This window comes from Natrinema amylolyticum, assembly GCF_020515625.1.
Classification (GTDB): Archaea; Halobacteriota; Halobacteria; order Halobacteriales; family Natrialbaceae; genus Natrinema; species Natrinema amylolyticum.
On sequence record NZ_JAIWPJ010000003.1, the window covers coordinates 433,427 to 453,351 of the forward strand.

The window sequence follows — 19,925 nt, forward strand, 5'->3', positions numbered from 1 at the left end:
ACCGATCGACTGTCCGGTAAAATCCGCTACACTCTCGTCCGGATGTCACCGCTCGGGGAGCGCTCGCTTCGGCAGGACCTGCAACTCGGGTTCGTACTCGACGGTGGCCTCGACACCGAAGACGTCCGCGAGCAACTGTTCGGTCACCACCTCTTCGGGCGGCCCCCAGTCGTACAGTTCGCCGTCACACATCGCAACCAGATAGTCCGCAAAGCGGGCCGCCTGCGAGATGTCGTGGAGGATGACGGCCACGGTAACTCCTTTCTCCTCGTTCAACTGGCGGATCGTCTCGAGGACACGGAACTGGTGGTGAACGTCGAGAAACGTCGTCGGTTCGTCGAGCAACAGCACGTCCGTGTCCTGTGCGAGGACCATGGCGATCCAGGCCAGCTGTTTCTGTCCGCCGCTCAGCTGCCCCAGCTCGGTGTGTCGGATGTGTTCGATCCCGGCGAGGTCGATCGCGCGTTCGACCGCCCGGTGGTCTTCCTCGCTGACGCTATCGAAGAATCCTCGATGTGGATAGCGACCGTGATAGACGAGGTCTTCGACCGCGATCGAGCCCAGCGAATCGTTCTCTTGGGAGAGGACGCCCATTTCGCGGGCCAGTTCCGTCTGGCTGAACGAGTCGAGATCCTCGTCGTGGATCCGAACCGTGCCGACGTCCGGCTGGAGGTGATTCGAGAGCGCTTTGAGGAGGGTACTCTTCCCGCTTCCGTTCGGGCCGACGAGGGCGGTGACCGCCCCTTCGGGGATATCGAGGCGCTCACAGTCGACGATAGTCTCCTCGCTCGAGGGATAACTGAGCTCGAGACCGTCGCCGACCAGTGCGCTCTCGACTTCGTCTCCGTTGTCGTCGGTGATCCGGGTCTGTTCTCGGTCGGTGTCTCGCTGTGTACGTGCCATTATATCTCACCCATCGACTGTTGTTTGCGCATCAGATAGAGGAAGTACGGGCCGCCGATCAGTCCGGTGACGACGCCGACCGGTATCTGTGGTCCTCCCAGCGCGAGCCGCGCGCCGACGTCGGCCGTGACCATCAGCGCTGGCCCGGCGAAGACGCAGCCGACCATCAGTCGGCGGTAGTCGCCGCCGACCGTGTTCCGGACGATGTGGGGGACGACGAGGCCGAAGAAGCTGACGACGCCGGCGACGGCGATTGCGACGCTGGCGGCCAGAATAGCGACGCCCGAGAGGAAAAATCGGACCCGTTCGACGCGCATCCCGAGCGACCGGGCGGTGTTTTCGCCCAGCATCAGGACGTTCAGTTGCCGCGCACCGGCGAGTGCGATTACGATCGAGATGATCGCCGGCAGGAGAGCGATCCGGACCTCCTCCCAGCCGGTCCCCGTCAGCGAGCCCGTAATCCAGGCGATCGCCGTCTGGACGACGCCCAGATCGTCCGCGAAGAAGAACAGCCCCTGCTGGAGCGACTGGAAGACCATGTTGACGATCACGCCCGCGAGCACGAGTCGAATGGGGCTCGTTCCGCCCTTCCAAGCGATCGCGTAGACGATCCCGAACGCGATCGTCCCGCCCAGAGCGGCGATCACTGGCAGGAACGGTGCGAGGCCACTGAAGACGACGAGCGTCGCCAGAACGGCGAATCCAGCGCCGGAACTGACCCCGAGAATGAACGGGCTCGCCAGTTCGTTTCGCGTCACGGCCTGGAAAATCGCGCCAGAGACCGCGAGCGTCGCACCGGTGATGATCCCGACGAACACCCGCGGTAGCCGGAGGTTCCAGACGACGATGCTCCCGGTGCTCATCTCCGGCCGCTCGGTCCCGAAGAGGAACGCCGACCAGGCGTCGAGATTGAAGATCACTGCGGGGTTGAAGACTGCCCTCCAGGCCTCGATCAACGTCATTGAATACTCCCCGAAACTCACCTGTATGAGCCCGGCGACGACGGTAACGACCGTACTCGCTAGACAGAAGAGGACGAGCGCCCCCGTTACCCATCCCTCCCGCTCACGAGCGGACGCGCGCTCGCCGACCGACTGCGCTTCTCCCATTGGCGTTTAGGTTTGCCTAAAATACCTATAGAAGTTGCGGTTGCGAGACGGTGTGCTACCGAGTCACTCGAGCAGGTCGATCTCGTCGTCCCCGTTGGGAACCGCACAGATGAACGCGCCCGGCTCGTCGCCCTCGTTGCGGTACCAGTGAACCGTCCCGGCCGGGATCAACAGCGAGTCGCCCGACTCGACGGTGTGCTCCTCACCATCGATTCCGACCGTGTACTCGCCCTCGAGGACGTACTGTTCGTGTTCGACTTCGTTAGTGTGTTTCGGCACTTCGGCACCGGGCTCGAGGACGAACCGCCGAATCGCGAAGGTCGGCGCGCCGTGGTCATCGGCGATCAGGACGCCCTTCTCGAGGCCGTCGGCGGCGTCGACCGTCTCGTACTCGATTTCGTCGCTCCGTCGGAGCAGCGGCTCGGTCATACCGGAGAGTGAGCGCCGCCGCTACTAAAAGTCAGTGTCAGTACCGCGAGCGCAGTCGCTCACCGGTGTAAAATACTGCAGTCAAGTGCCGATACCGTTACGAATTCCGCCTTACAGGCGCTCGACGTTCGTCGCGCGCGGACCCTTCGGGGCCTGCTCGATGTCGAACTCGAGGTCCTGTCCTTCTTCCAGGTCCGGGCCGCCGATGTCTTCCATGTGGAAGAACACGTCGTCGTCCGCGTCCTCAGTCTCGATGAATCCGTAGCCGCCAGTGTCGTTGAAGAAATCAACGGTTCCTTTCGCCATTGCTTCTAAAGGGAAGCGGTCGGTACGTATAAAGACTGCGACTTGTAAATCCTCAGGCCGGCTGTCCGGTTCCGGCTCGATCGAGGCGTTATCGGCCGTTCTGACGGTTCAAATGCTGTCGCCGTCTTCCAATCGCTGGACTGAAATCGCGATGAAGTAGACGACCATGAACAGGAAGAACCCGCCGGAGAGACCGACGAGTTCGACGGTCCCGATGCCGCCGGGGTTGAGGACGGCGAAGGCCGCCAGACCGACGACGAAGACCGCGATAATGAAGACTCCGACGGCGTAGTAGAAGCCGAGATCCGACTCGAGGCGCTCTCGCATGCGAGTCCCTTTCGGCTCCGAGTATAAGTATTCGGAGTTTTGTCAGCCGAAGTTCCTTATAGTCGTCACGGCCAACGGGACCGTATGACGGAGTACGAGCTCGACGCGGTCGACCGAGAGATCCTCTACGCGTTACAGGAGGAGGCGCGAAACCTCTCCTCGAGCGAGATCGCCGACCGGACCGACGCCTCCTCGAGTACAGTCCGCAAGCGCATTCAGCGACTGGAGTCGGAGGGCGTCATCAAGGGCTACAGCGCGAACATCGATTACACGAAGTCTGGCTATCCGATCCGGATGCTGCTCTTCTGTACGGCGCCGATCCCCGAACGGGGAGCATACATCGACGATCTACTCGCGATCTCGGGGGTCGTCTCGGTGCAGGAACTGGTGACCGGCGAGCAGAACCTTCTGGTGACTATCGTCGGCGAGAACGACAGGGACGTCACTCCGATCGCACAGGAGATCGCGGACATGGGACTGGCGATCACCGACGAAGTCCTCGTTCGCAGCCACCAGTCGACGTCGTTCGACGAGTTCTCTTCCTAACGCGGCGAGCGACGAGAGCCGGCTCCCGACGAAGCGTCGGCGGGGCGAGCTCGCGGTCCTCGCACCGACGGCCGGAGTTCGGGGCCGTACAGTTCCGATCCGGCCGTACGATTCCGATCGAAAGCCGTCCGCTCGGCGTTCTCGCGTCCGTTCCCCATTTATAATGATCTTCTGTGTTACTGGCTGACGAACGATTTGTTCGAACCGAAGGCTATAATAACCGTTCTGTTCATATATGGGGTAGATACGACCAGTTGAGCAAGTGTTACCGCAAACGACACGTCGCGACGGGACCTGGTCCCGCGCTGGTCGACGTTACCGACACATGACCGAGGACACAGCAACGATCGACGACGACGTCGCACAGCGCCCCGAACCGACGCCGCCGCGTTCGGCCGTACCGCGAGCGTCGACCTGGACGGTCTGGGCGCTCTTTCTGGCCAGTCTCGGCGTTCTCGCGCTGGCGGTTCGAGGGGGGACCGCCTGGGAACTCTCGACGCTCCTACGGATCGACGGGCTGACCGCGGTCATGTGGGTCGTGGTCACGTTCTTCAGCGGGATCGTCCACAGCTACTCGCGGCGCTACATGGCCGGCGACCGCGACATCGAGCGGTTCTTCGGCCGCGTGTTCGGCTTTACCCTCGCCGTCATGACGATGACCGCGGCGAATCACGTCGCGCTGTTCGTGGCCGCGTGGCTGGCGATGGGACTGCTGCTGGCCGGACTCATCGGCCACGTTCGCGACTGGCCACAGGCCCGGGCCGCCGGCCGGGTCGCCCGCCGCTACTTCCTCGCCAGCAGCGCCCTGCTTGCCGGCTCCGTGGCGCTGCTCGTCTGGGCGACCGGCGCGACGACGCTCACCGGCGTCCTCGCGGGGCTCGAGACCGTCTCTCGGACGACCGTCCTCGTCGCCGCCGGAGGAATCGTCCTCGCGGCGATCATCCAATCGGCGCTCGTTCCCTTCCACGGCTGGCTGCTGTCGTCGATGACCGCGCCGACGCCGGCGTCGGCCCTGATGCACGCCGGGTTCGTCAACGCGGGCGGGGTCCTGCTGACCCGGTTCGCCCCGGTGGTCGCCGCCGAGATCGTCGTCATGTCGGCGATCGTCCTCGTCGGCGCGGTCAGCGCCCTGCTCGGCCAGGCGATGATCCTCGTCCAGACGGACGTCAAGCGCAAGCTCGGCAGTTCGACGATCGCTCAGATGGGCTTTATGATACTGCAGTGCGGGCTGGGCTTTTTCGCCGCGGCGATCGCTCACCTCATCCTCCACGGCTTCTACAAGGCGTATCTCTTCCTCTCGTCGGGAGCCGGCGTCGAGCGTGCGGCTCCCAAAGACGCGGGCCACACCGAACTGGGCTTCCCGGGGATCGCCGTCAGCCTCGTGACGGCCGTCGGCGGCGGCGTCCTCTTCGGCGTCCTCACCGGGAAGGCGACGAGCCTGACGCTGAACAGCGGGACGATTCTGACGCTGGTCGTGGTCCTGACGACGCTGACCGCGGCTCGCGATATCCTCCGGCGCTCGACCCTGCCGACGACGGTCAGGTTCGTCAGCGTCCCGCTCATCGTCCTGACCGCCATCGGCGGCTACGCCGTGATGTTCAACGCCGTCTCGTCGATGCTGTCCGGCGTCCCGATGACCCACGTTTCGACCGAGATGACCGTCGTCCACTACCTCGTCGTCGCCCTCTTCGTCGGGACGTATCTCGTGACGGAACTGGGCTGGTATCGCTCGAGCGAGCGCCTCTACGTCGCCCTGCTGAACGTCTCTCAACCCGATCCGTCGACCGTCCTCACCAACACGGAGGAATACAATGACGCGTAAGGAATCCGACGACGCCCGTCGCATCGCAGAGAGCATCGACCGCGCGGCCGAGCGCATCGGCTCGGTCTGGCCGCTGCACTCGTTCGTCACGGCCAACCCCCTCTCGGGGTTCGAGGACGAGCCGTTCAACCGGGCCGTCGCGGAGGCCGAGGAGCTGTTCGGCGGCCGAGGCTACCCCCACCCGTCGGTCTTCCGCCGCGCCTGGGAGTCGGGTCGAATCGACCCCGAAACGCTCCGGACGGAACTCGAGGCCCACGGCATCGACCGTGATCCCGAGACGCTCCTCGAGGAGATGGCCGCGGCCGAATCGGAACGCGCCGCCGCCGAGCCAGACGACGCGACCGACGCCGTCGACCGGGTCCTCTCGAAGTGGCTCGCGGCCTTCCTCGACGAGGGGCAGGCCAAGTGGCCGATGCCCAACCGCGAGGACGGGTTCTATCGGGCCTGGCGCGCGGTGGCTCCCCACGACGGCGCCGTCCCCGGCCCCGCCGACGCCGACGACCTGCCCGAAACGGCGACCGAGGCGCTCGAGGCGGTGCTGGGCGAGTACCCCGAAGGGCGCTGGGTCGAGATCCTCGAAGCGAACCTCGCCGCCCTCCCGGGCTGGAGCGGGTTCGTCACGCAGCGGATCGACGACGACGCCGACCCGTGGCAGGGGGCGTACCCGATCACGCTGACGCAGTACCTCGCGGTGCGGCTGACGCTCGCCGACCTGCTGGACGCGCCGATCGACCTCGCCGACGGGACTAGCACCGGCGAACCGGACGCGGACGGCGGCGACGTTCCCCTGCCCGAGATCTGGCTGACCGCCTGGGAGAAGAGCTACCGCGAGCGGCTCCTCGACGGGATCGACGACGTGACCGATCCCGCGGACGCCAGCGACGGCGACCGACCGGCCGCCCAGCTCGTGTTCTGTATCGACACTCGCTCGGAGGTGATCCGCCGTCACATCGAGGCCCAAGGCCCCTACGAGACCCACGGCTACGCGGGTTTTTTCGGCGTACCGATGCGCCACCGCGGCTACGAGGCCGCGGCCGACACCGACGCCTGCCCGCCGATCGTCGAGCCCGAACACCGGATCGTCGATCGGCCCACCGACACCGAGGCGGCCGCTGCCCGCGAGCAGTGGACCGGTCTCGCCACGGCGGCCCGCAAACACTTCAAAACGCTCAAGTCGAACCTCGTCGCCGCGTTCACCTTCGTCGAGGGGGCCGGCAGCGCCTACGGCTCGGCGATGGCCGCACGGACGCTGTCGCCGTCGACGGTCGCCGCGCTCGAGTCCGCTATCGCGGAGCACGTCCCGAGCCGCCACGAGGCCGCCGCGCCCGCCGTCGACTACGATTCGTACGACGATCACGACCACGCCGACCACGACCTCCCGCAGGGGCTGAGCCACGAGGAGAAAGTCGAGTACGCACAGACGGCCTTCGAACTCATGGGCTGGACGGAGTTCGCCCGGCTGGTCGTCTTCGCGGGCCACGCCAGCGAGACGACGAACAACCCCTTCGGCTCGAGCCTCGACTGCGGGGCCTGCGCCGGCAGCCCCGGCGGCCCCAACGCTCGCGTCCTCGCGGCGATCTGTAACGATCCGGACGTCAGGGCGACGCTCCGCGAGCGCGGGATCGACATTCCCGAGGACACCGTCTTCCTCGCGGGCGAACACAACACGACGACCGACGAGATCACGCTGTTCGACCACGACGTGCCCGAGAGCCACGCCGAGGACCTCGAGTCCCTCCGTGCGGACCTCTCCCGCGCCCGCGCCGGGGCCGCGGCCGAGCGCACCGCGTCGGCCGACGGCGAGACGGCAGTCGACGAGGTCGAGCGCAAGGCGGCCGACTGGGCCGAGACCCGCCCCGAGTGGGGGCTGGCCGGCAACGCCTCGTTCGTCATCGGGCCGCGCGAACTGACCGCCGACCGGAATCTCGACGGCCGCGCGTTCCTCCACTCCTACGACTGGTCCGTCGATCCGGACGGCGACGCGCTCGAGGCGATCCTGACGGGTCCGCTCGTGGTCACCCAGTGGATCAACAACCAGTACTACTTCGCGACCGTGGACAACGCGGTCTACGGCAGCGGCTCGAAGGTCACCCAGAATCCGGTGGGAAACGTCGGCGTCGTGCAAGGCAACGGCGGGGACCTGCTGACCGGGCTGCCGTTGCAATCGCTCAAGCTCGACGACGAGCGACCGTTCCATCAGCCGCTGCGGCTGACCGCCGTGATTCACGCGCCGCTCGAGCGCGTGACCGAGATCCTCCGCGAGCACGAGGACGTCACGCAGTTGCTCGACAACGGTTGGATCGGCGATCTGACGGTCATCGACCCCGAGCAGGAGAACGCGACCTTCCGCTACGCGGGCGACCTCGAGTGGGCGGCCGACGCCGAGACGGTGCCCGCGGCGGAGACCGCGACACCGACCCCGACGTCGGCGGCCGACGACTGACGGCTCGAGGCTCGAGGAGCAATCAGGTTCGCCGTCTTCACGACTCGGCACTGTCGTCGCAGTAGCTAGTAGCACGCTTTTTTCCGAACTGAGATGTGAAGATCGCGGTAAGTACAGGCGGAGCAGTGTGCACTCACCGCGAGCGACCGAAGGGAGCGAGCGGGCCGACGACTGACCCGTAGGGGAGGGAGGAGTGCTTTTAATCAACATTTTGCCGAGCGACCGAGCGAAGCGAGGGAGCGCAGAGCAAAATGTTGGCACACGAAGTTATCGAAGCGAGTGTTCAGTTCTCTCTCCCGTTCCGGATATCGAAAGCGTACCACCGACTACTGATAGAGTAGACTCCGAGCCGTCGCCTCGTACCCTTCCGGCACGAGGTCGGCGAGCGCGCGGGGATCGGTCTCGCCGTCGACCGTGACGAGGTACGTGCGGCCGGGTTCGTCGCCGTAGACGCCCTGAAAGTCGTAGACGAAGCCGTAGACGTCGATGTCGTCCGGAACGTCCGCGGCGTCACGGAGCGAGCGCGCCTGATAGCCGACGTTGTACTCGACGAGCTGGTTGATCACCTGCTCCTCGTCCGCGTCGGTGTCGATCAGGCCGCTCTCTATGGCCTCCTCGATGACGGGAACGAGCTGGTCGACCCACTTGTCGACGCCCTGCGGACCCGGCGACTCCTCGCCGGTCGCGACGCGGTAGGCCGCGGTGACGGCCCCGCAACCGGTGTGGCCCACGACTGCGACGACGTCGGTGCCAGTGTGGTGGATCGGGTAGAGGATCCCACCGTCGACGATCCGCTCGCCGTCGTCCTCGTCCCAGATCTGGTTGCCGATGTTGCTCGGCGTGAAGACTGCCCCCGGTCGCTCGATACCCCACATCCCCTCGTGAGAGACTCGCGAGTCCGAACAACAGATCGCGACGACGGTCGGGTGCTGGGCCGTCTGAACGTCCGCGAAGTAACCGTCCGGCAACGCCTCGACGTGGCGCTCGTTGCCGGCGAGCAACCGCTCGAGTATCTCGCGATCGGTTCCCATACTCGACGTACACGAACGGTGACCAAAAAAGTTCGATACGGCGGGCGTCGCGACGGGACTGGGACGGTCGCCCCGACTCGCCGACCCTCCCCGGACTTCCGGGAGCCCAATCTTCACCTATCGGCGTGCCCATGAGAGCATATGGCAGAAACCAGACAGTGGCGACTCGCCAGTCGCCCGGTCGGCGAACCGACCCGCGATGACTTCGAACTCGTCACCGTCGACCGTCCCGAACCGGACAACGGCGAGGTGCTCGTCGAGACGCTGTACCAGTCCGTCGACCCGTACATGCGCGGTCGCATGCGCGACGCGGAGTCGTACGCCGAGCCGTGGGACGTCGGCGACCCGATGCGAGCGAACGTCGTCGGCGAAGTCCTCGAGTCCAACGCCGGCCAGTTCTCGGCGGGAGATATCGTGACCGGCGACCTCCTGTGGGCGGAACACGCCGTCGCGGACGCGAACGAACTCCAGCCGGTAGATCCCGACCGCGGCCCGATCTCGACGGCGCTGGGTGTGCTCGGGATGCCCGGCGTGACGGCCTACTGGGGGCTGAACGATGTCGGTGACCCGAAACCCGGCGACACCGTCGTCGTCTCCGCCGCGGCGGGCGCGGTCGGCTCCGTCGTCGGCCAGCTCGCCCGACTCTCGGGCGCTCGCGTGGTCGGGACCGCCGGCAGCGAGGCGAAGATCGAGTGGCTCACCGACGAGCTCGGCTTCGACGCCGCGATCAACTACAAGGAGACCGACGACCTCTCGGCCGCGGTCGACGACGCCTGTCCCGACGGCGTCGATGTCTACTTCGACAACGTCGGCGGCCCGATCACGGACGCCGTCTGGCCCCGACTGAACGTCGACGCCCGCGTCGCCGTCTGCGGCCAGATCGCGCTGTACAACGAGACCGACGTCCCGACCGGGCCGCGGAAACTCGCCAAACTCATCGAGACCCGCGCGACGGTCGAAGGACTCCTCGTCAGCGACTACCAGCCACGGTGGGGCGAGGCGCTCGAGCGACTCTCGACGTTCATCCAGAACGGGGACGTGCAGTACCGCGAAAACGTCGTCGAAGGCTTCGAGAACGCACCGGACGCGTTCCTCGGGCTGTTCGAGGGCGAGAACATCGGGAAGCAGTTGGTGAAAGTCGCCGAGCGAGACGAGTAGGCGCATCGATCGCCGGCTCGAGGGTGACGATAGCCACGCGAGTAGTCACCGTCGCAGACGAGCGTCGGCGTATCGGGTCGCTGTCTCGGATGTCGTAACGCGGATATGTTTCCGAGGGAGAGCGTTCCGCATGGTCGTTTCCGAACCGGAGTCGATCTCGCTCCCCGATGGTCGGACGCTGGCGTTTGCGACGTACGGCGATCCGGACGGCGCGCCGCTGGTCTTCCACCACGGAACGCCCGGATCGTCCCACCTCGGGGCGTTGCTCTCGGCCCCCGCTCGCACTCGAGGCGTTCGCGTGATCGCGCCGAGTCGCCCCGGGTACGGTCGTTCCGATCCGGATCCGGACGGGTCGTTCGAAACTTGGGCCGAGGACTGTCGAGCGCTCGTCGACGCTCTGGGACTCGAGTCGGTCGCAGTCGCCGGATTCTCCGGCGGCGGTCCCTACGCGTTGGCCGCCGCCGCACACCACGCCGATCGAGTCTCCGACGTCGGCGTAGTCGGCGCACCGGTGCCGGCACACGACGGCGGGCCGTTCGCCCCGCTCGTTCGGTTCCCGCGCCTCCTGGGAGTCGCGTTCCGATTCGGCGCGGTCGTCGCACGGCTCCGGGGCGACCGATTCGTCGTCGACCAGTTGACCGACCGCACCGTCGACGACGAGACCGCCCGCATCGTCGGTCGCGACTTCCGCGCCGGACTGTCGGCCGGGCCGTCCGGTGCGGTCCGCGAGAGTCGCGCGCTCGCGACCGACCGGTCGCCGCCGCTGCCCGACGGCGACGTGACGGTTTGGCACGGGGTCGACGACGAAAACGCCCCGATCGGTCCGGTCCGAACCGCCTACGAGGACCACCCGGTCGTCACCCTCTGCGAGATCAACGACGACCACCTGGGAACGCTGTGTTCGGTCCGCGACGACGTCATCGGTCTGGCCGAGTGATCGACTCGATGGAACGCGGCCGCTGACGCGCTCGAGGTCGATTCACGGGCGGAGATACGCGGCGCTCAGGCTCAGCGCGGGCGTCGACGGCTCCGCCGACGTCTCGACCGTCAGCGATCAGCTGGACGGCGTCGCGGCGACGCTCGAGACCGACGACGTTCGAGCGACCGCGACGGGACGGTCGCTGGTCGCCGCAGAGGCTACCGATCAGCTCATCGCTACGGTCATCGAGAGCCTCGCGGTGACGCTCGTCGCGATTCTGGGCCTGCTCACCGTCGTCTTCCGGGCGGCGAGGGGTCGCGCATCGCTGGGCGTTATTACGCCCGTTCCGGTCGACTTCGCCGTGAGTTGGTTGCTCGGAACGCTGGCCCTGCTTGGGATTCCGATCAGCATGACCACTGCGCTCGTCGGCAGCATCGCGCTCGGACTCGGTTCCGACTACGCGATTCACGTCACCGAACGGTTCGGCGACGAACTCGAGGCGGGCGTCGATACGGCGACGGCGCTCCACCGGACGGTCGTCTGCACTGGCGGTGCGCTCCTGAGCAGCGCCGTCACGACCGCGGCGGGATTCGGCGTCCTGGGATTCGCCCTGCTCCCGGCGCTTCGCCAGTTCGGGATCAGTCTCGCGATCGGCATCGGCTACGCCTTCGTCGCGAGCGTCGTCGTGCTGCCGAGCCTGCTGGCTTGCTGGGTCCGATACGGGCCCGGGACGACCGCGGAACCGGCGGCCAGAGTCGCCGCCGGCGACGACTGAAGTGCTGGTTACCTCAGTCGGTCAGTCCGTAGCCGATCTTGAACAGGTAGACGTCGATCGCCAGCACGAGGACGGTGGCCGTCGTGAGCACGCCGAGCGCGAGCAGCGGTGCGAAGTCGGCGTAGGGCCCCGGGAGAATGCCGACCGCGATCAGATCCGAGTGGCCCAACAGCCCGTACCGGACGCTGTCGACCATGTAGACCATCGGATTCACCAGCGAAAGGGTCACCTGCCAGGTCTGCTCGAACGTCTCGAGGGAGTAGAAGACGGCCCCGAAGAAGACCAGCGGTCGGAGGATAAATTGGTTCATCACGGTCAGATCGTCGAAATCCCTGGCGACGAGCCCGCCGATGATACCGAAGCCGGCGAACAGCGCCGTGATGACCACCATCGTGGCCACGAGGAACAGGCCGTGTTTGATGCTGATCGACACGAACAGCCGGCCCACGACGGCGATGATGACGCCGACGATGAGTCCCCGCACCGCGCTGGCCGCGACGTAGGCGACGACCATCTCGACGTAGGACAACGGCGAGGTCAGCGTCTCGTGGATGTACTCGTTCCATCTGCCGTGGAAGATCGAGAACGACGCGTTTTCGAAGGCGTTCGAGATCGCACCGAGGACGATCAGTCCGGGAACGATGAAGAGAATGTAATCGAAGCCGGCGATCTGGTCGATCCGGCCGCCGAGAATCAGCCCGAAGACGGCGAAGTAGAGCACGTTCGTGATTGCCGGCGGCATGAACGTGTTCTTCGGGCGGCGGACGAACCGCAGTATCTCGCGCCGGAAGAGCGCGCGGAAGCCGACCGACAGCATCAGGCGACCCCCTCCCGTTCGCGCTCGGTTTCGCGGCCGTCGGTCGCGCCCTCGTCGTCGCCCGCACTCTTGCCGTCACCCGCACTTTCCGCTGACGACCGCGTCACCGTCCGGTCGTCGCTGCGAGTCAGATCGACGAAGATCTCCTCGAGCGACGTCCTGGTGATCTCGAGGTCGGCGATTTCGTGGCCCCTCGCCTCGAGGTCGTTCAGTAACTGCGGTGCGGTCGAGCCGCCGTCGTCGACGCGGACCTCGATCCGGTCGCCGGACACCGTCGTTTCGTGTGCGTAGGGCCCGAGAGCGGGTGCGCTGGTCGGCGCGGACTCGAGGCGCACGGCGATCGTGTCGGTGCCGCGCTGTTTCAGTTCGTCCGGCGTCGCGACGGTCACTTTCCGCCCCTCGTTCATGATTGCGACGCGGTCACAGAGGCGTTCGGCCTCCTCGATGTAGTGGGTCGTCAGCAGGATCGTCGTCCCCTCTTCGTTGAGTTCGGTGACCAACTCCCACAGGTCGTGACGCAACTGGACGTCGACGCCGGCGGTCGGCTCGTCGAGGATGAGCAGATCGGGTTGGGTGACGAGGGCTCGAGCGAGCAGCAGGCGGCGTTTCATCCCGCCAGAGAGCCAGTCGAAGCGCTCGTCGCGCTTGTCGTAGATCCCGACGCGCTTGAGGACCTCGTCGGCGCGTTCGGCGGCCTCGTCCTCGGGGATTCCGTGGTAGCCGGCCTTGTGCGTCAGGACTTCCTTGATGGGGAAGAAGCGATCGACGTTGAACTCCTGGGGTGCGAGTCCGATCGCGTCGCGGGCCTGCCGGTAGTTGTCCTCAACGTCGTGGCCGAAGACCCGCGCCTCGCCGCCGGACTTGCGGACCAGGCCGACCAGCGTGTTGATAAAGGTCGTCTTCCCCGCACCGTTGGGGCCGAGCAGGCCGAAGAATTCGCCTTCCTCGACGGTCAGCGATAGCTCCTGCAGCGCGCGTAGATCGCCGTACTCCTTCACGAGATCGACGGTCTCGATGGCCGGTGGCATCGATGCAGTGTCGGCCCCGACTACGGTTAAACCGTTTGTTCGCAGCACTCTCCGCCCCAAAGCGCGCTCGTGAATGGCTCTCAGTCCGCGGTTCGCGGTCGGCCGGCGGGAGCGATCGCACCGCTCTGTTGGACGATGTCGAACGCGGTCATCACGTCGGTCCGCGAGATCAGTCCCACGAGGTCGTCGTCATCGACCACGAGCAGGCGGCCGATATCGTGTTCCCGCATCCGTTCGATGGCAGTCATCGCGTCGGAGTCGGGCGAGATCGTCTGCAGGTCGGTCGTCATCACGTCTTCGACGGTGTAGGCATCGCGCTCGACCGGGTCGACATCGCGGGCGTCGGTCAACGTCACGAGGCCGATGAGCCGCTCGCCCTCGAACGCCTGGGTGTCGACGACCGGATAGCCGGTGTGGCGCTCAGTGAACATCCGCTGAATCAACTCTGCGACGGTCGTGTCGGGTTCGACGGTGTGGAGGTCGCTCGCCGGCGTCATGATGTCGCCGACGGTGACGTCCTGAAACGCGGCCTTCATGGTCACCTGCTGGGCCTCGCTCGAGGCGGCGATATAGACGAAGAAGGCGACGCCGATGAGGATGATGTTGAACGCGAGGAGGCCGAACAGTCCCATGCCGACGGCGAACACCTTGCCGACGCTGGCGGCCTGCTGGGTCGCCTGTGCGTACGGCTGCCCGCGAGCTAACAGCGCGCGCAACACCCGTCCGCCGTCCATCGGGAACGCGGGAATCATGTTGAAGAAGGCGAGTGCGACGTTCAGGACGGCGAGATAGCCGAGGACGAACCGCACGCCGCTGAAACTCTCGGGGGTCGCGACGAAGAGTGCGTAGGTACCGATGCCGACCAGGACGCTGACGATCGGGCCGGCGACGGCGATGTTGAGTTCCTGTCGCCAATCTTCGGGCATCTCGGAGAAGGCGGCGATGCCGCCGAACAGCCAGAGCGTGATCGAGTCGATCGGAAAGCCGTACCGCTGGGCGGTCAGTGAGTGGCCCAATTCGTGGAGCACGACGCCGACGAACAGGCCGATCGCTGCGGCCAGTCCGAGTAGCCACGGCATCGAACCGGCGGTGACGACGCTCACGTCGATCCCCGCGTCGAGCGCCCCGTTGAGGATCTCGGAGACGGCCTCGATACGCGTCCCGATGAGGTACGCGAACAGGGGGAGCACCAACAGGAACGTCAGGTCGAGTTTGATCGGAATCCCGAACAGGGAGCCGATCCGGAAACTCCTCATGGACACTGGTTTCGGCGGCGGAACCTTAAATACGCCGCCGGGAAAACCGAGCGGCCGACCGTCCGGGCGTCGCCACCGCGTGCCGACGGTTCCGATTCCGTTCTCGGTGGCCTCCGTCCCGACCGGAGATCAGTATCGGTTGCGTTGATACTCCCGATCGGATTGGTGTGATATTTATACACAATAATATCTACTAGCGTCTATATACCTACTGCACCATAGACTTATACAGCAGTTCGTGGACGCTGTTAGTATGATGATGCGAGACGCGCAGACGACTCATCGAATCGACCCCCTCCCGACCGAACTCGACTCCGCACAGAGTAAACTCGTCTACCTCACCCTCGAGGCGACCGACGGTGCGACGGTCGGGGACCTGAGCGGCCTCCTGGACATGCAGAAGCTCTCGATCCTGAGCGTGCTCTCCTCGCTCGAGAGCGAGGGACTGATCGAGCGAACCGGCTCCGAGTACGTCTCCGCGAACTGATCGCCTCGCCTCGAGCGACGGGTCGTCGGCCCTGCCACCGATTCCACGCGGCGCTTCGAAGCCTTTATCCGCGCGGTGGGCTTCCGTTTTCGTAAGTAACCACCATGTCCGACAAACCTGCCTCCATGTACCGGGAGATCAGTAAGCCGGCCTACACGCGCCGCGAATACATTACTGGCATCCCCGGATCGAAGATCGCACAGCACAAGATGGGCGACGCCCAGGCGAACGCCGAGGACTACCCCGTTCAGATCAGCCTCATCACGGAAGAGGAGGTCCAGCTCCGACACGGGAGCCTCGAGGCCTCGCGCCTCTCGGCGAACCGTCACATGCTGAAAAACGCCGGCGAGAACAACTACAAAATGGTCCTGCGCAAATTCCCCCACCACGTCATCCGGGAGAACAAGCAGGCGACGGGCGCGGGTGCGGACCGTGTCTCCGACGGGATGCGCCAGGCCTTCGGGAAGATCGTCGGCACCGCCGCTCGCATCGACGCCGGCGAGCGCATCTTCACCATCTGGTGTGACGTCGACGACGCCGAGTTCGCCAAGGACGCCCTTCGGCGCTCCTACAACAAGATCTCGCCACCGTGTCGCGTCGTCATCGAGCGTGGCGAGGAACAGCTGATCGCATAAAACGAAGTTTTGCGCTGTGGGTGCGCCTACGGCGCACCCTCGGCAAAAATTCGATTAAAAACACTCCTCCCTCCGTTCACTCGCTCCTGAGCGGCGCGAAGCGCCGCTCGACCGCTCGTTTACATCAGTCGTCGGCCCGCTCGCTCAGCCTTCGGCTTCGCTCGCGGTCTATAGCCGGGTAACCGCCTGCCCTTCCCCGGGTCGCGGGCACCTCACAGCGCTCGGTGCCCGCTCCCGGCCGTTCCGTCTCGATTTCAGATTGCTGTCTCGAGCACCTTTTTACGCCTCTACTCCCGAGTCCCGACTATGATCGATCTCGCGGTGGCGAACGCGAAACAGACGTTCGAGCGGATGCGGGAGCCGCTGGCCGAGCGAGGAATACGAGTTCATCACGTGCCCGTGCGCGAGCGAACGGTCGCGCTCGGTGATCCTCCGTGGGAGCCCGACGAGTACGACGTGGGCTTCGTCTACCCCGGCCGGCTGATGGAGGGCGGCGTCGCCGACGCACTGCTCGAGATCCCGTGGCTCAACGATCACGAAACGGTGTTGACCTCGCGAAACAAGGCCGAGGTGCTCGCGCGGCTCGGACGGGCCGAGCTGCCGGTTCCGGACTCGGTCTACGTCTCGAACGACGTCGGCGAGGGCGACCTGGTCGACGTCTTCGAGCGGTTCGAGCCGCCGGTCGTGGTCAAGCCCAACTCGACGACGCGGGGCGTCGGCGTCGCGAAGGCCCACGATCTCGATTCCTTTCTGGGCATCTGTGACTACCTCTCGCTGGTCCACGACTACCGGGCGACCGGCGATCAGTCCTTTCTCGTTCAGGAGTACCTCCCGAACGCGACCGACTACCGGGTGATGGTCCTCGAGGGGGAGTACGTCGGCGCGGTCGAGCGCAGACTGCCCGACGAGGCGGTCAGCGAGGGGCAGTGGAAGCACAACGTCCACCGCGGCGCGGAGGCGACGGGCGCGGACCTCCCGGCGGAGTGGCGCGATCTCGCCGAGTCGGTCGCCGCCGAACTCGAGATCCCGTTCCTCGGCGTCGACCTGCTCGAGACGGACGACCGACTGGTCGTCAACGAGACGAACGCGCGGCCGACGATCGACGAGGCGACAAAGTACGAACCCGACTTCTACGATCGGCTCGCGGCCGCGATCCGCGGGGCTGCGGAGTGAGTGTCGTCGCTCGAGGTGTCAGTCTGATCGGTGGCTGAAACTACAAACCCAGACAATTCGAGTACCGACCGTCCACGTCGGCCAGTAAGTAGCGGATTTTCTTCCCCACTCCTCTTCACTAATTCGAACTGATACCTCTGACGAGATCACCGTTCTCGTTCCATTCGCAGTCCGGTGCAAGCCCGATTTCCGAATGAGCCCGTGAAACATGGTCTAATTCCTCCTCGGTCGTGAGCCGGATCACGCCCTGTGAGTCCCATTCTTCCCACATGACCCAACTCACAGTCTCTTTTAACTGTAGTTCCGCTATATTTATCGCTGCCAGATAGTTTCCGTATCGGTATGTTGCATCACCAATGAGTTCGGTGGATTGGCCAGCTTCAACTGATACTGTTTCCTCAAAAAACACCTCCCCATCGGTTTCGATATCAACCTCGTGATCGACAGTAGCCGCGTACTCGATACGAACATCAAACGTCAGGTCCCTCTCTGTATCGTTCCGTAACATCACGGGGCCCGTCTCGGGAAACGTTTCGGTGACTCGGAGACGATTGATGGCACCGCCCTCTTCCGTCTCCGCAGTATAGTACGTCTTATCCCGTGAATCTCGTTGAATAAGGTATAGATCCTCGAGATCAAACGCCTGAGGGAGAATCAACCTGTTTGAGGTTTCGTACGATCCCTCCTCAATAGCCGTCAGTACCTCCTCTTCAGCGGCTGTGGGTAAATCCGCAGGGACAGAAATATACGTATGTCCACACTGCTCATAAGTTACTTCAGCATCGCTGTTCCCGGTCCCTTCACTATTTTCCGGACCCGCACTGCTCTCCTCACCGTTCTCACGCATACATCCTGCGAGTACACCACTTATCGGACTCGATCCTATGAGAAAACGGCGTCGTTCCATTACCGTCCGCAAGTGCTAATGGTAGCAAGTGTCTTTTGGTACCAATATCATCGTCTTTCGCGACTCAGCGTGAATCGCATACCGCTACGCTCATCTGAAAACGAGGGCCGACCGCGACTGCCCGATTACTCGAGACTGATGTCCGAGGACTGTTCGGCGCGGTCGAAGACGACTTCGAGGACGCCGTTGTTGTAGGTCGCGGACGCGGTGTGTTCGTTGACGCGGCTCGGCAGGGAGACGCGCTCGTCGTATTGACGGTGCTCGCTTTCGGCGGAGATCGTCAGCGTCTTGCCGTCGCACTCGAGTTCGATGTTGTCCTTCTCGACGCCGGGGAGGTCGGCGACGACGCGGACCTCCGCGTCGGTCTCGTGGATATCGACGTGGGTGTCCATGCCGAATCCGTTGTCGACGTTGCTCGAAGAGTCGAAGTTCACGTTCCCGTCCGCACCGTTCATCATCTCGTTCATCATTCGTTCAATCTCGCGGAACAGGTCGTCGAAGGGTTCGTCGCGGTCGTCTCGGCGCATGGGGGTGTCTAGGGTATCCCGTGGCAAAAACTTTCTGTCGTTGCTATACGATCCGGGACACGTCCTCGACTCGCGTCGGAATCGTACTATCGCGGATAGGGGTCCTCGAGCGTCGTGAAAACGAACGCTTCGCGGATCGAGCGACTCCGGTCCTAGAGCCCGATACCGAGCGTCTCGTCGGTCGTCGCGATGCTCTCCGCGGCGTCGGCAGCGCCGGTCACGGCGCGGATGGCGTCGACGTTTTCCGGCACGACGTCGCTCTCCTGGTGGATGCCCTGGAAGCAGTAGAAGTCCCGTCCCTCGGTCGAGATGGATTCCTCCCAGATGCAGTTCTCCCAGATGTCGCCGCGCGGTCGACCGGCGTCCAGCGCGTACTCCTTGAGTTTCCCGCTGCCGTCGATGTCCATCCGCTCGGGGATCAGGAACAGGCGCGACTCGTCGGCGAACAGGTCGCGGACCTCGGCGGCGTCGACCTCCTCCTCCAAGGTGACGTTCAGGCTGTGCATGTGCATCAGCGTCGCGGGCACCTTCATCCCGAGCGTGTCGATGTCCAGATCGGGGAAGATGGTCTCCACGTCGGGGCCGTGGTGGGACGGAATCGTCACCGGGTTCGGGAGGATGTCGTTGATCGGCCCGCGGTCGGCTTGTCCGGGGTCGCCGCCGCGGCGAACGAGCGTCGCGCGGACCTTCTCGACGCCGTAGGCCTCTCGGAGCGGCGCGATCACTCGAGAGAGCCCGGTCGTGTTACAGGAGACGACGCGCACGTGGTCGGCGTCGACGGCCTCCTCGAAGTTCGAGCGCGCGTTGAAGCTCGTGTCGACGAGGTCGGCGTCTTCCCCGCCCTGGTAGAGCGCCGGCGTGTCGTACTCCTCGTAGAGTTCCTTGTTCTGAGCCCCGATGCCCGACGGCGTGGCGTCGACGACGACGTCGGCCTCGGCCACGAGATCCTCGACCGGTCCCGCGATCTCGAGGCCTGCCTCGGCGAACAGCTCCTCGCGCTCCTCGACGGCGGCGTAGAGCGGGAATCCCTTGTCGATAGCCGTCTCGGCCTCGAAGTTCGGCCGCGTCTTGGCGACACCCAGTACTTCCATGTCGGGCTGTTGCCGGACCGCGTCCGCGACGCGCTTGCCGATCGTGCCGTAGCCGTTGATAGCGACCTGTTGCATATGCTCGGGAGTGGACCACCGAGCGGGATAATCGTTTCGAGCCCTCTCAGCCGACGTTTACTCGGTTCAGAGTTCTCGATCGCTCTCGGGACCGAAACCGGCCGAGAACCCGACCGGGACCGAGGGGAAGACATATCGGCCCGCTCGCCGCACACGCACGT

Annotated in this window: 21 protein-coding genes; 9 read left to right on the forward strand and 12 right to left on the reverse strand. The window is 65.0% G+C overall.

The genetic code is table 11. The annotated features are described in order from the left end of the window. Positions 1–45: 45 nt before the first annotated feature. The 5 genes from LDH66_RS17775 to LDH66_RS17795 form a co-directional block, all read right to left on the reverse strand. Positions 46–903 (reverse strand): ABC transporter ATP-binding protein, encoded by an 858-nt coding sequence (locus LDH66_RS17775; RefSeq protein WP_226482420.1) that lies wholly within the window; start codon positions 901–903, stop codon positions 46–48. After that, positions 903–2,012, reverse strand: coding sequence for a FecCD family ABC transporter permease (locus tag LDH66_RS17780; RefSeq protein ID WP_226482421.1), 1,110 nt, complete (start codon positions 2,010–2,012; stop codon positions 903–905). The genes LDH66_RS17775 and LDH66_RS17780 overlap by 1 nt, the downstream gene beginning before the upstream one ends. Before the next feature lie 63 nt (positions 2,013–2,075). Then, positions 2,076–2,441, reverse strand: a complete 366-nt coding sequence (locus LDH66_RS17785; RefSeq protein ID WP_226482422.1) for a cupin domain-containing protein — start codon at positions 2,439–2,441, stop codon at positions 2,076–2,078. A gap of 111 nt (positions 2,442–2,552) precedes the next feature. Next, on the reverse strand, positions 2,553–2,747 hold the full coding sequence (locus LDH66_RS17790; RefSeq protein WP_049951623.1) for a cold-shock protein: 195 nt from the start codon (positions 2,745–2,747) through the stop codon (positions 2,553–2,555). 108 nt (positions 2,748–2,855) lie between these two features. Further along, positions 2,856–3,074, reverse strand: a complete 219-nt coding sequence (locus LDH66_RS17795; RefSeq protein WP_226482423.1) for a hypothetical protein — start codon at positions 3,072–3,074, stop codon at positions 2,856–2,858. Between the two features lie 84 nt (positions 3,075–3,158). Between LDH66_RS17795 and LDH66_RS17800 the strand changes: the two genes are divergently transcribed. The 3 genes from LDH66_RS17800 (at position 3,159) to LDH66_RS17810 (ending at position 7,885) form a co-directional block, all read left to right on the forward strand. Continuing rightward, entirely contained in the window at positions 3,159–3,620 is a 462-nt protein-coding gene (locus LDH66_RS17800; RefSeq protein WP_226482424.1) for an Lrp/AsnC family transcriptional regulator, read from the forward strand. A gap of 325 nt (positions 3,621–3,945) precedes the next feature. Beyond that, a complete protein-coding gene (locus tag LDH66_RS17805; protein WP_226482425.1) occupies positions 3,946–5,442 on the forward strand; it encodes a proton-conducting transporter transmembrane domain-containing protein in 1,497 nt (498 codons plus the stop codon). Further along, positions 5,432–7,885, forward strand: coding sequence for a DUF2309 domain-containing protein (locus tag LDH66_RS17810; RefSeq protein WP_226482426.1), 2,454 nt, complete (start codon positions 5,432–5,434; stop codon positions 7,883–7,885). The genes LDH66_RS17805 and LDH66_RS17810 overlap by 11 nt, the downstream gene beginning before the upstream one ends. A 326-nt stretch (positions 7,886–8,211) precedes the next feature. Here the strand turns inward: LDH66_RS17810 and LDH66_RS17815 are convergent, their stop codons facing one another. Continuing rightward, positions 8,212–8,916, reverse strand: coding sequence for a carbonic anhydrase (locus LDH66_RS17815; protein ID WP_226482427.1), 705 nt, complete (start codon positions 8,914–8,916; stop codon positions 8,212–8,214). A 141-nt stretch (positions 8,917–9,057) separates the two neighbouring features. On the opposite strand from LDH66_RS17815, the gene LDH66_RS17820 reads away from it, so the two are divergent. The 3 genes from LDH66_RS17820 (at position 9,058) to LDH66_RS17830 (ending at position 11,768) form a co-directional block, all read left to right on the forward strand. Then, on the forward strand, positions 9,058–10,074 hold the full coding sequence (locus LDH66_RS17820) for an NADP-dependent oxidoreductase (RefSeq protein WP_226482428.1): 1,017 nt from the start codon (positions 9,058–9,060) through the stop codon (positions 10,072–10,074). A 130-nt stretch (positions 10,075–10,204) separates the two neighbouring features. Continuing rightward, positions 10,205–11,011: an alpha/beta fold hydrolase gene (locus tag LDH66_RS17825; protein WP_226482429.1), complete on the forward strand. Its 807-nt coding sequence runs from the start codon at positions 10,205–10,207 to the stop codon at positions 11,009–11,011. A 40-nt stretch (positions 11,012–11,051) separates the two neighbouring features. Next, on the forward strand, positions 11,052–11,768 hold the full coding sequence (locus tag LDH66_RS17830) for an MMPL family transporter (RefSeq protein ID WP_226482629.1): 717 nt from the start codon (positions 11,052–11,054) through the stop codon (positions 11,766–11,768). Between the two features lie 13 nt (positions 11,769–11,781). Here LDH66_RS17830 and LDH66_RS17835 read toward each other — a convergent pair whose 3' ends face one another. The 3 genes from LDH66_RS17835 to LDH66_RS17845 all read right to left on the reverse strand — a co-directional run bounded on the left by LDH66_RS17835 (position 11,782) and on the right by LDH66_RS17845 (position 14,869). Then, a complete protein-coding gene (locus tag LDH66_RS17835; protein ID WP_226482430.1) occupies positions 11,782–12,585 on the reverse strand; it encodes an ABC transporter permease in 804 nt (267 codons plus the stop codon). Continuing rightward, entirely contained in the window at positions 12,585–13,613 is a 1,029-nt protein-coding gene (locus LDH66_RS17840; protein ID WP_226482431.1) for an ABC transporter ATP-binding protein, read from the reverse strand. The genes LDH66_RS17835 and LDH66_RS17840 overlap by 1 nt, the downstream gene beginning before the upstream one ends. Before the next feature lie 80 nt (positions 13,614–13,693). After that, positions 13,694–14,869: a CBS domain-containing protein gene (locus LDH66_RS17845; RefSeq protein WP_226482432.1), complete on the reverse strand. Its 1,176-nt coding sequence runs from the start codon at positions 14,867–14,869 to the stop codon at positions 13,694–13,696. A gap of 253 nt (positions 14,870–15,122) precedes the next feature. Between LDH66_RS17845 and LDH66_RS17850 the strand changes: the two genes are divergently transcribed. The 3 genes from LDH66_RS17850 to LDH66_RS17860 all read left to right on the forward strand — a co-directional run bounded on the left by LDH66_RS17850 (position 15,123) and on the right by LDH66_RS17860 (position 17,164). Continuing rightward, a complete protein-coding gene (locus LDH66_RS17850; protein WP_226482433.1) occupies positions 15,123–15,356 on the forward strand; it encodes a MarR family transcriptional regulator in 234 nt (77 codons plus the stop codon). A gap of 104 nt (positions 15,357–15,460) precedes the next feature. Beyond that, positions 15,461–15,991, forward strand: coding sequence for a 50S ribosomal protein L16 (locus LDH66_RS17855; RefSeq protein ID WP_226482434.1), 531 nt, complete (start codon positions 15,461–15,463; stop codon positions 15,989–15,991). A 306-nt stretch (positions 15,992–16,297) separates the two neighbouring features. After that, entirely contained in the window at positions 16,298–17,164 is an 867-nt protein-coding gene (locus LDH66_RS17860; RefSeq protein WP_226482435.1) for an ATP-grasp domain-containing protein, read from the forward strand. 118 nt (positions 17,165–17,282) lie between these two features. Here the strand turns inward: LDH66_RS17860 and LDH66_RS17865 are convergent, their stop codons facing one another. The 3 genes from LDH66_RS17865 to LDH66_RS17875 all read right to left on the reverse strand — a co-directional run bounded on the left by LDH66_RS17865 (position 17,283) and on the right by LDH66_RS17875 (position 19,764). Next, positions 17,283–18,011 carry a hypothetical protein gene (locus tag LDH66_RS17865; RefSeq protein ID WP_226482436.1) on the reverse strand — a complete coding sequence of 243 codons (729 nt, stop codon included), beginning with the start codon at positions 18,009–18,011 and terminating at the stop codon, positions 17,283–17,285. A gap of 185 nt (positions 18,012–18,196) precedes the next feature. Next, on the reverse strand, positions 18,197–18,598 hold the full coding sequence (locus tag LDH66_RS17870; protein ID WP_226482437.1) for an Hsp20/alpha crystallin family protein: 402 nt from the start codon (positions 18,596–18,598) through the stop codon (positions 18,197–18,199). A 152-nt stretch (positions 18,599–18,750) separates the two neighbouring features. Beyond that, positions 18,751–19,764 carry a type II glyceraldehyde-3-phosphate dehydrogenase gene (locus tag LDH66_RS17875; RefSeq protein ID WP_226482438.1) on the reverse strand — a complete coding sequence of 338 codons (1,014 nt, stop codon included), beginning with the start codon at positions 19,762–19,764 and terminating at the stop codon, positions 18,751–18,753. Positions 19,765–19,925: the final 161 nt, after the last annotated feature.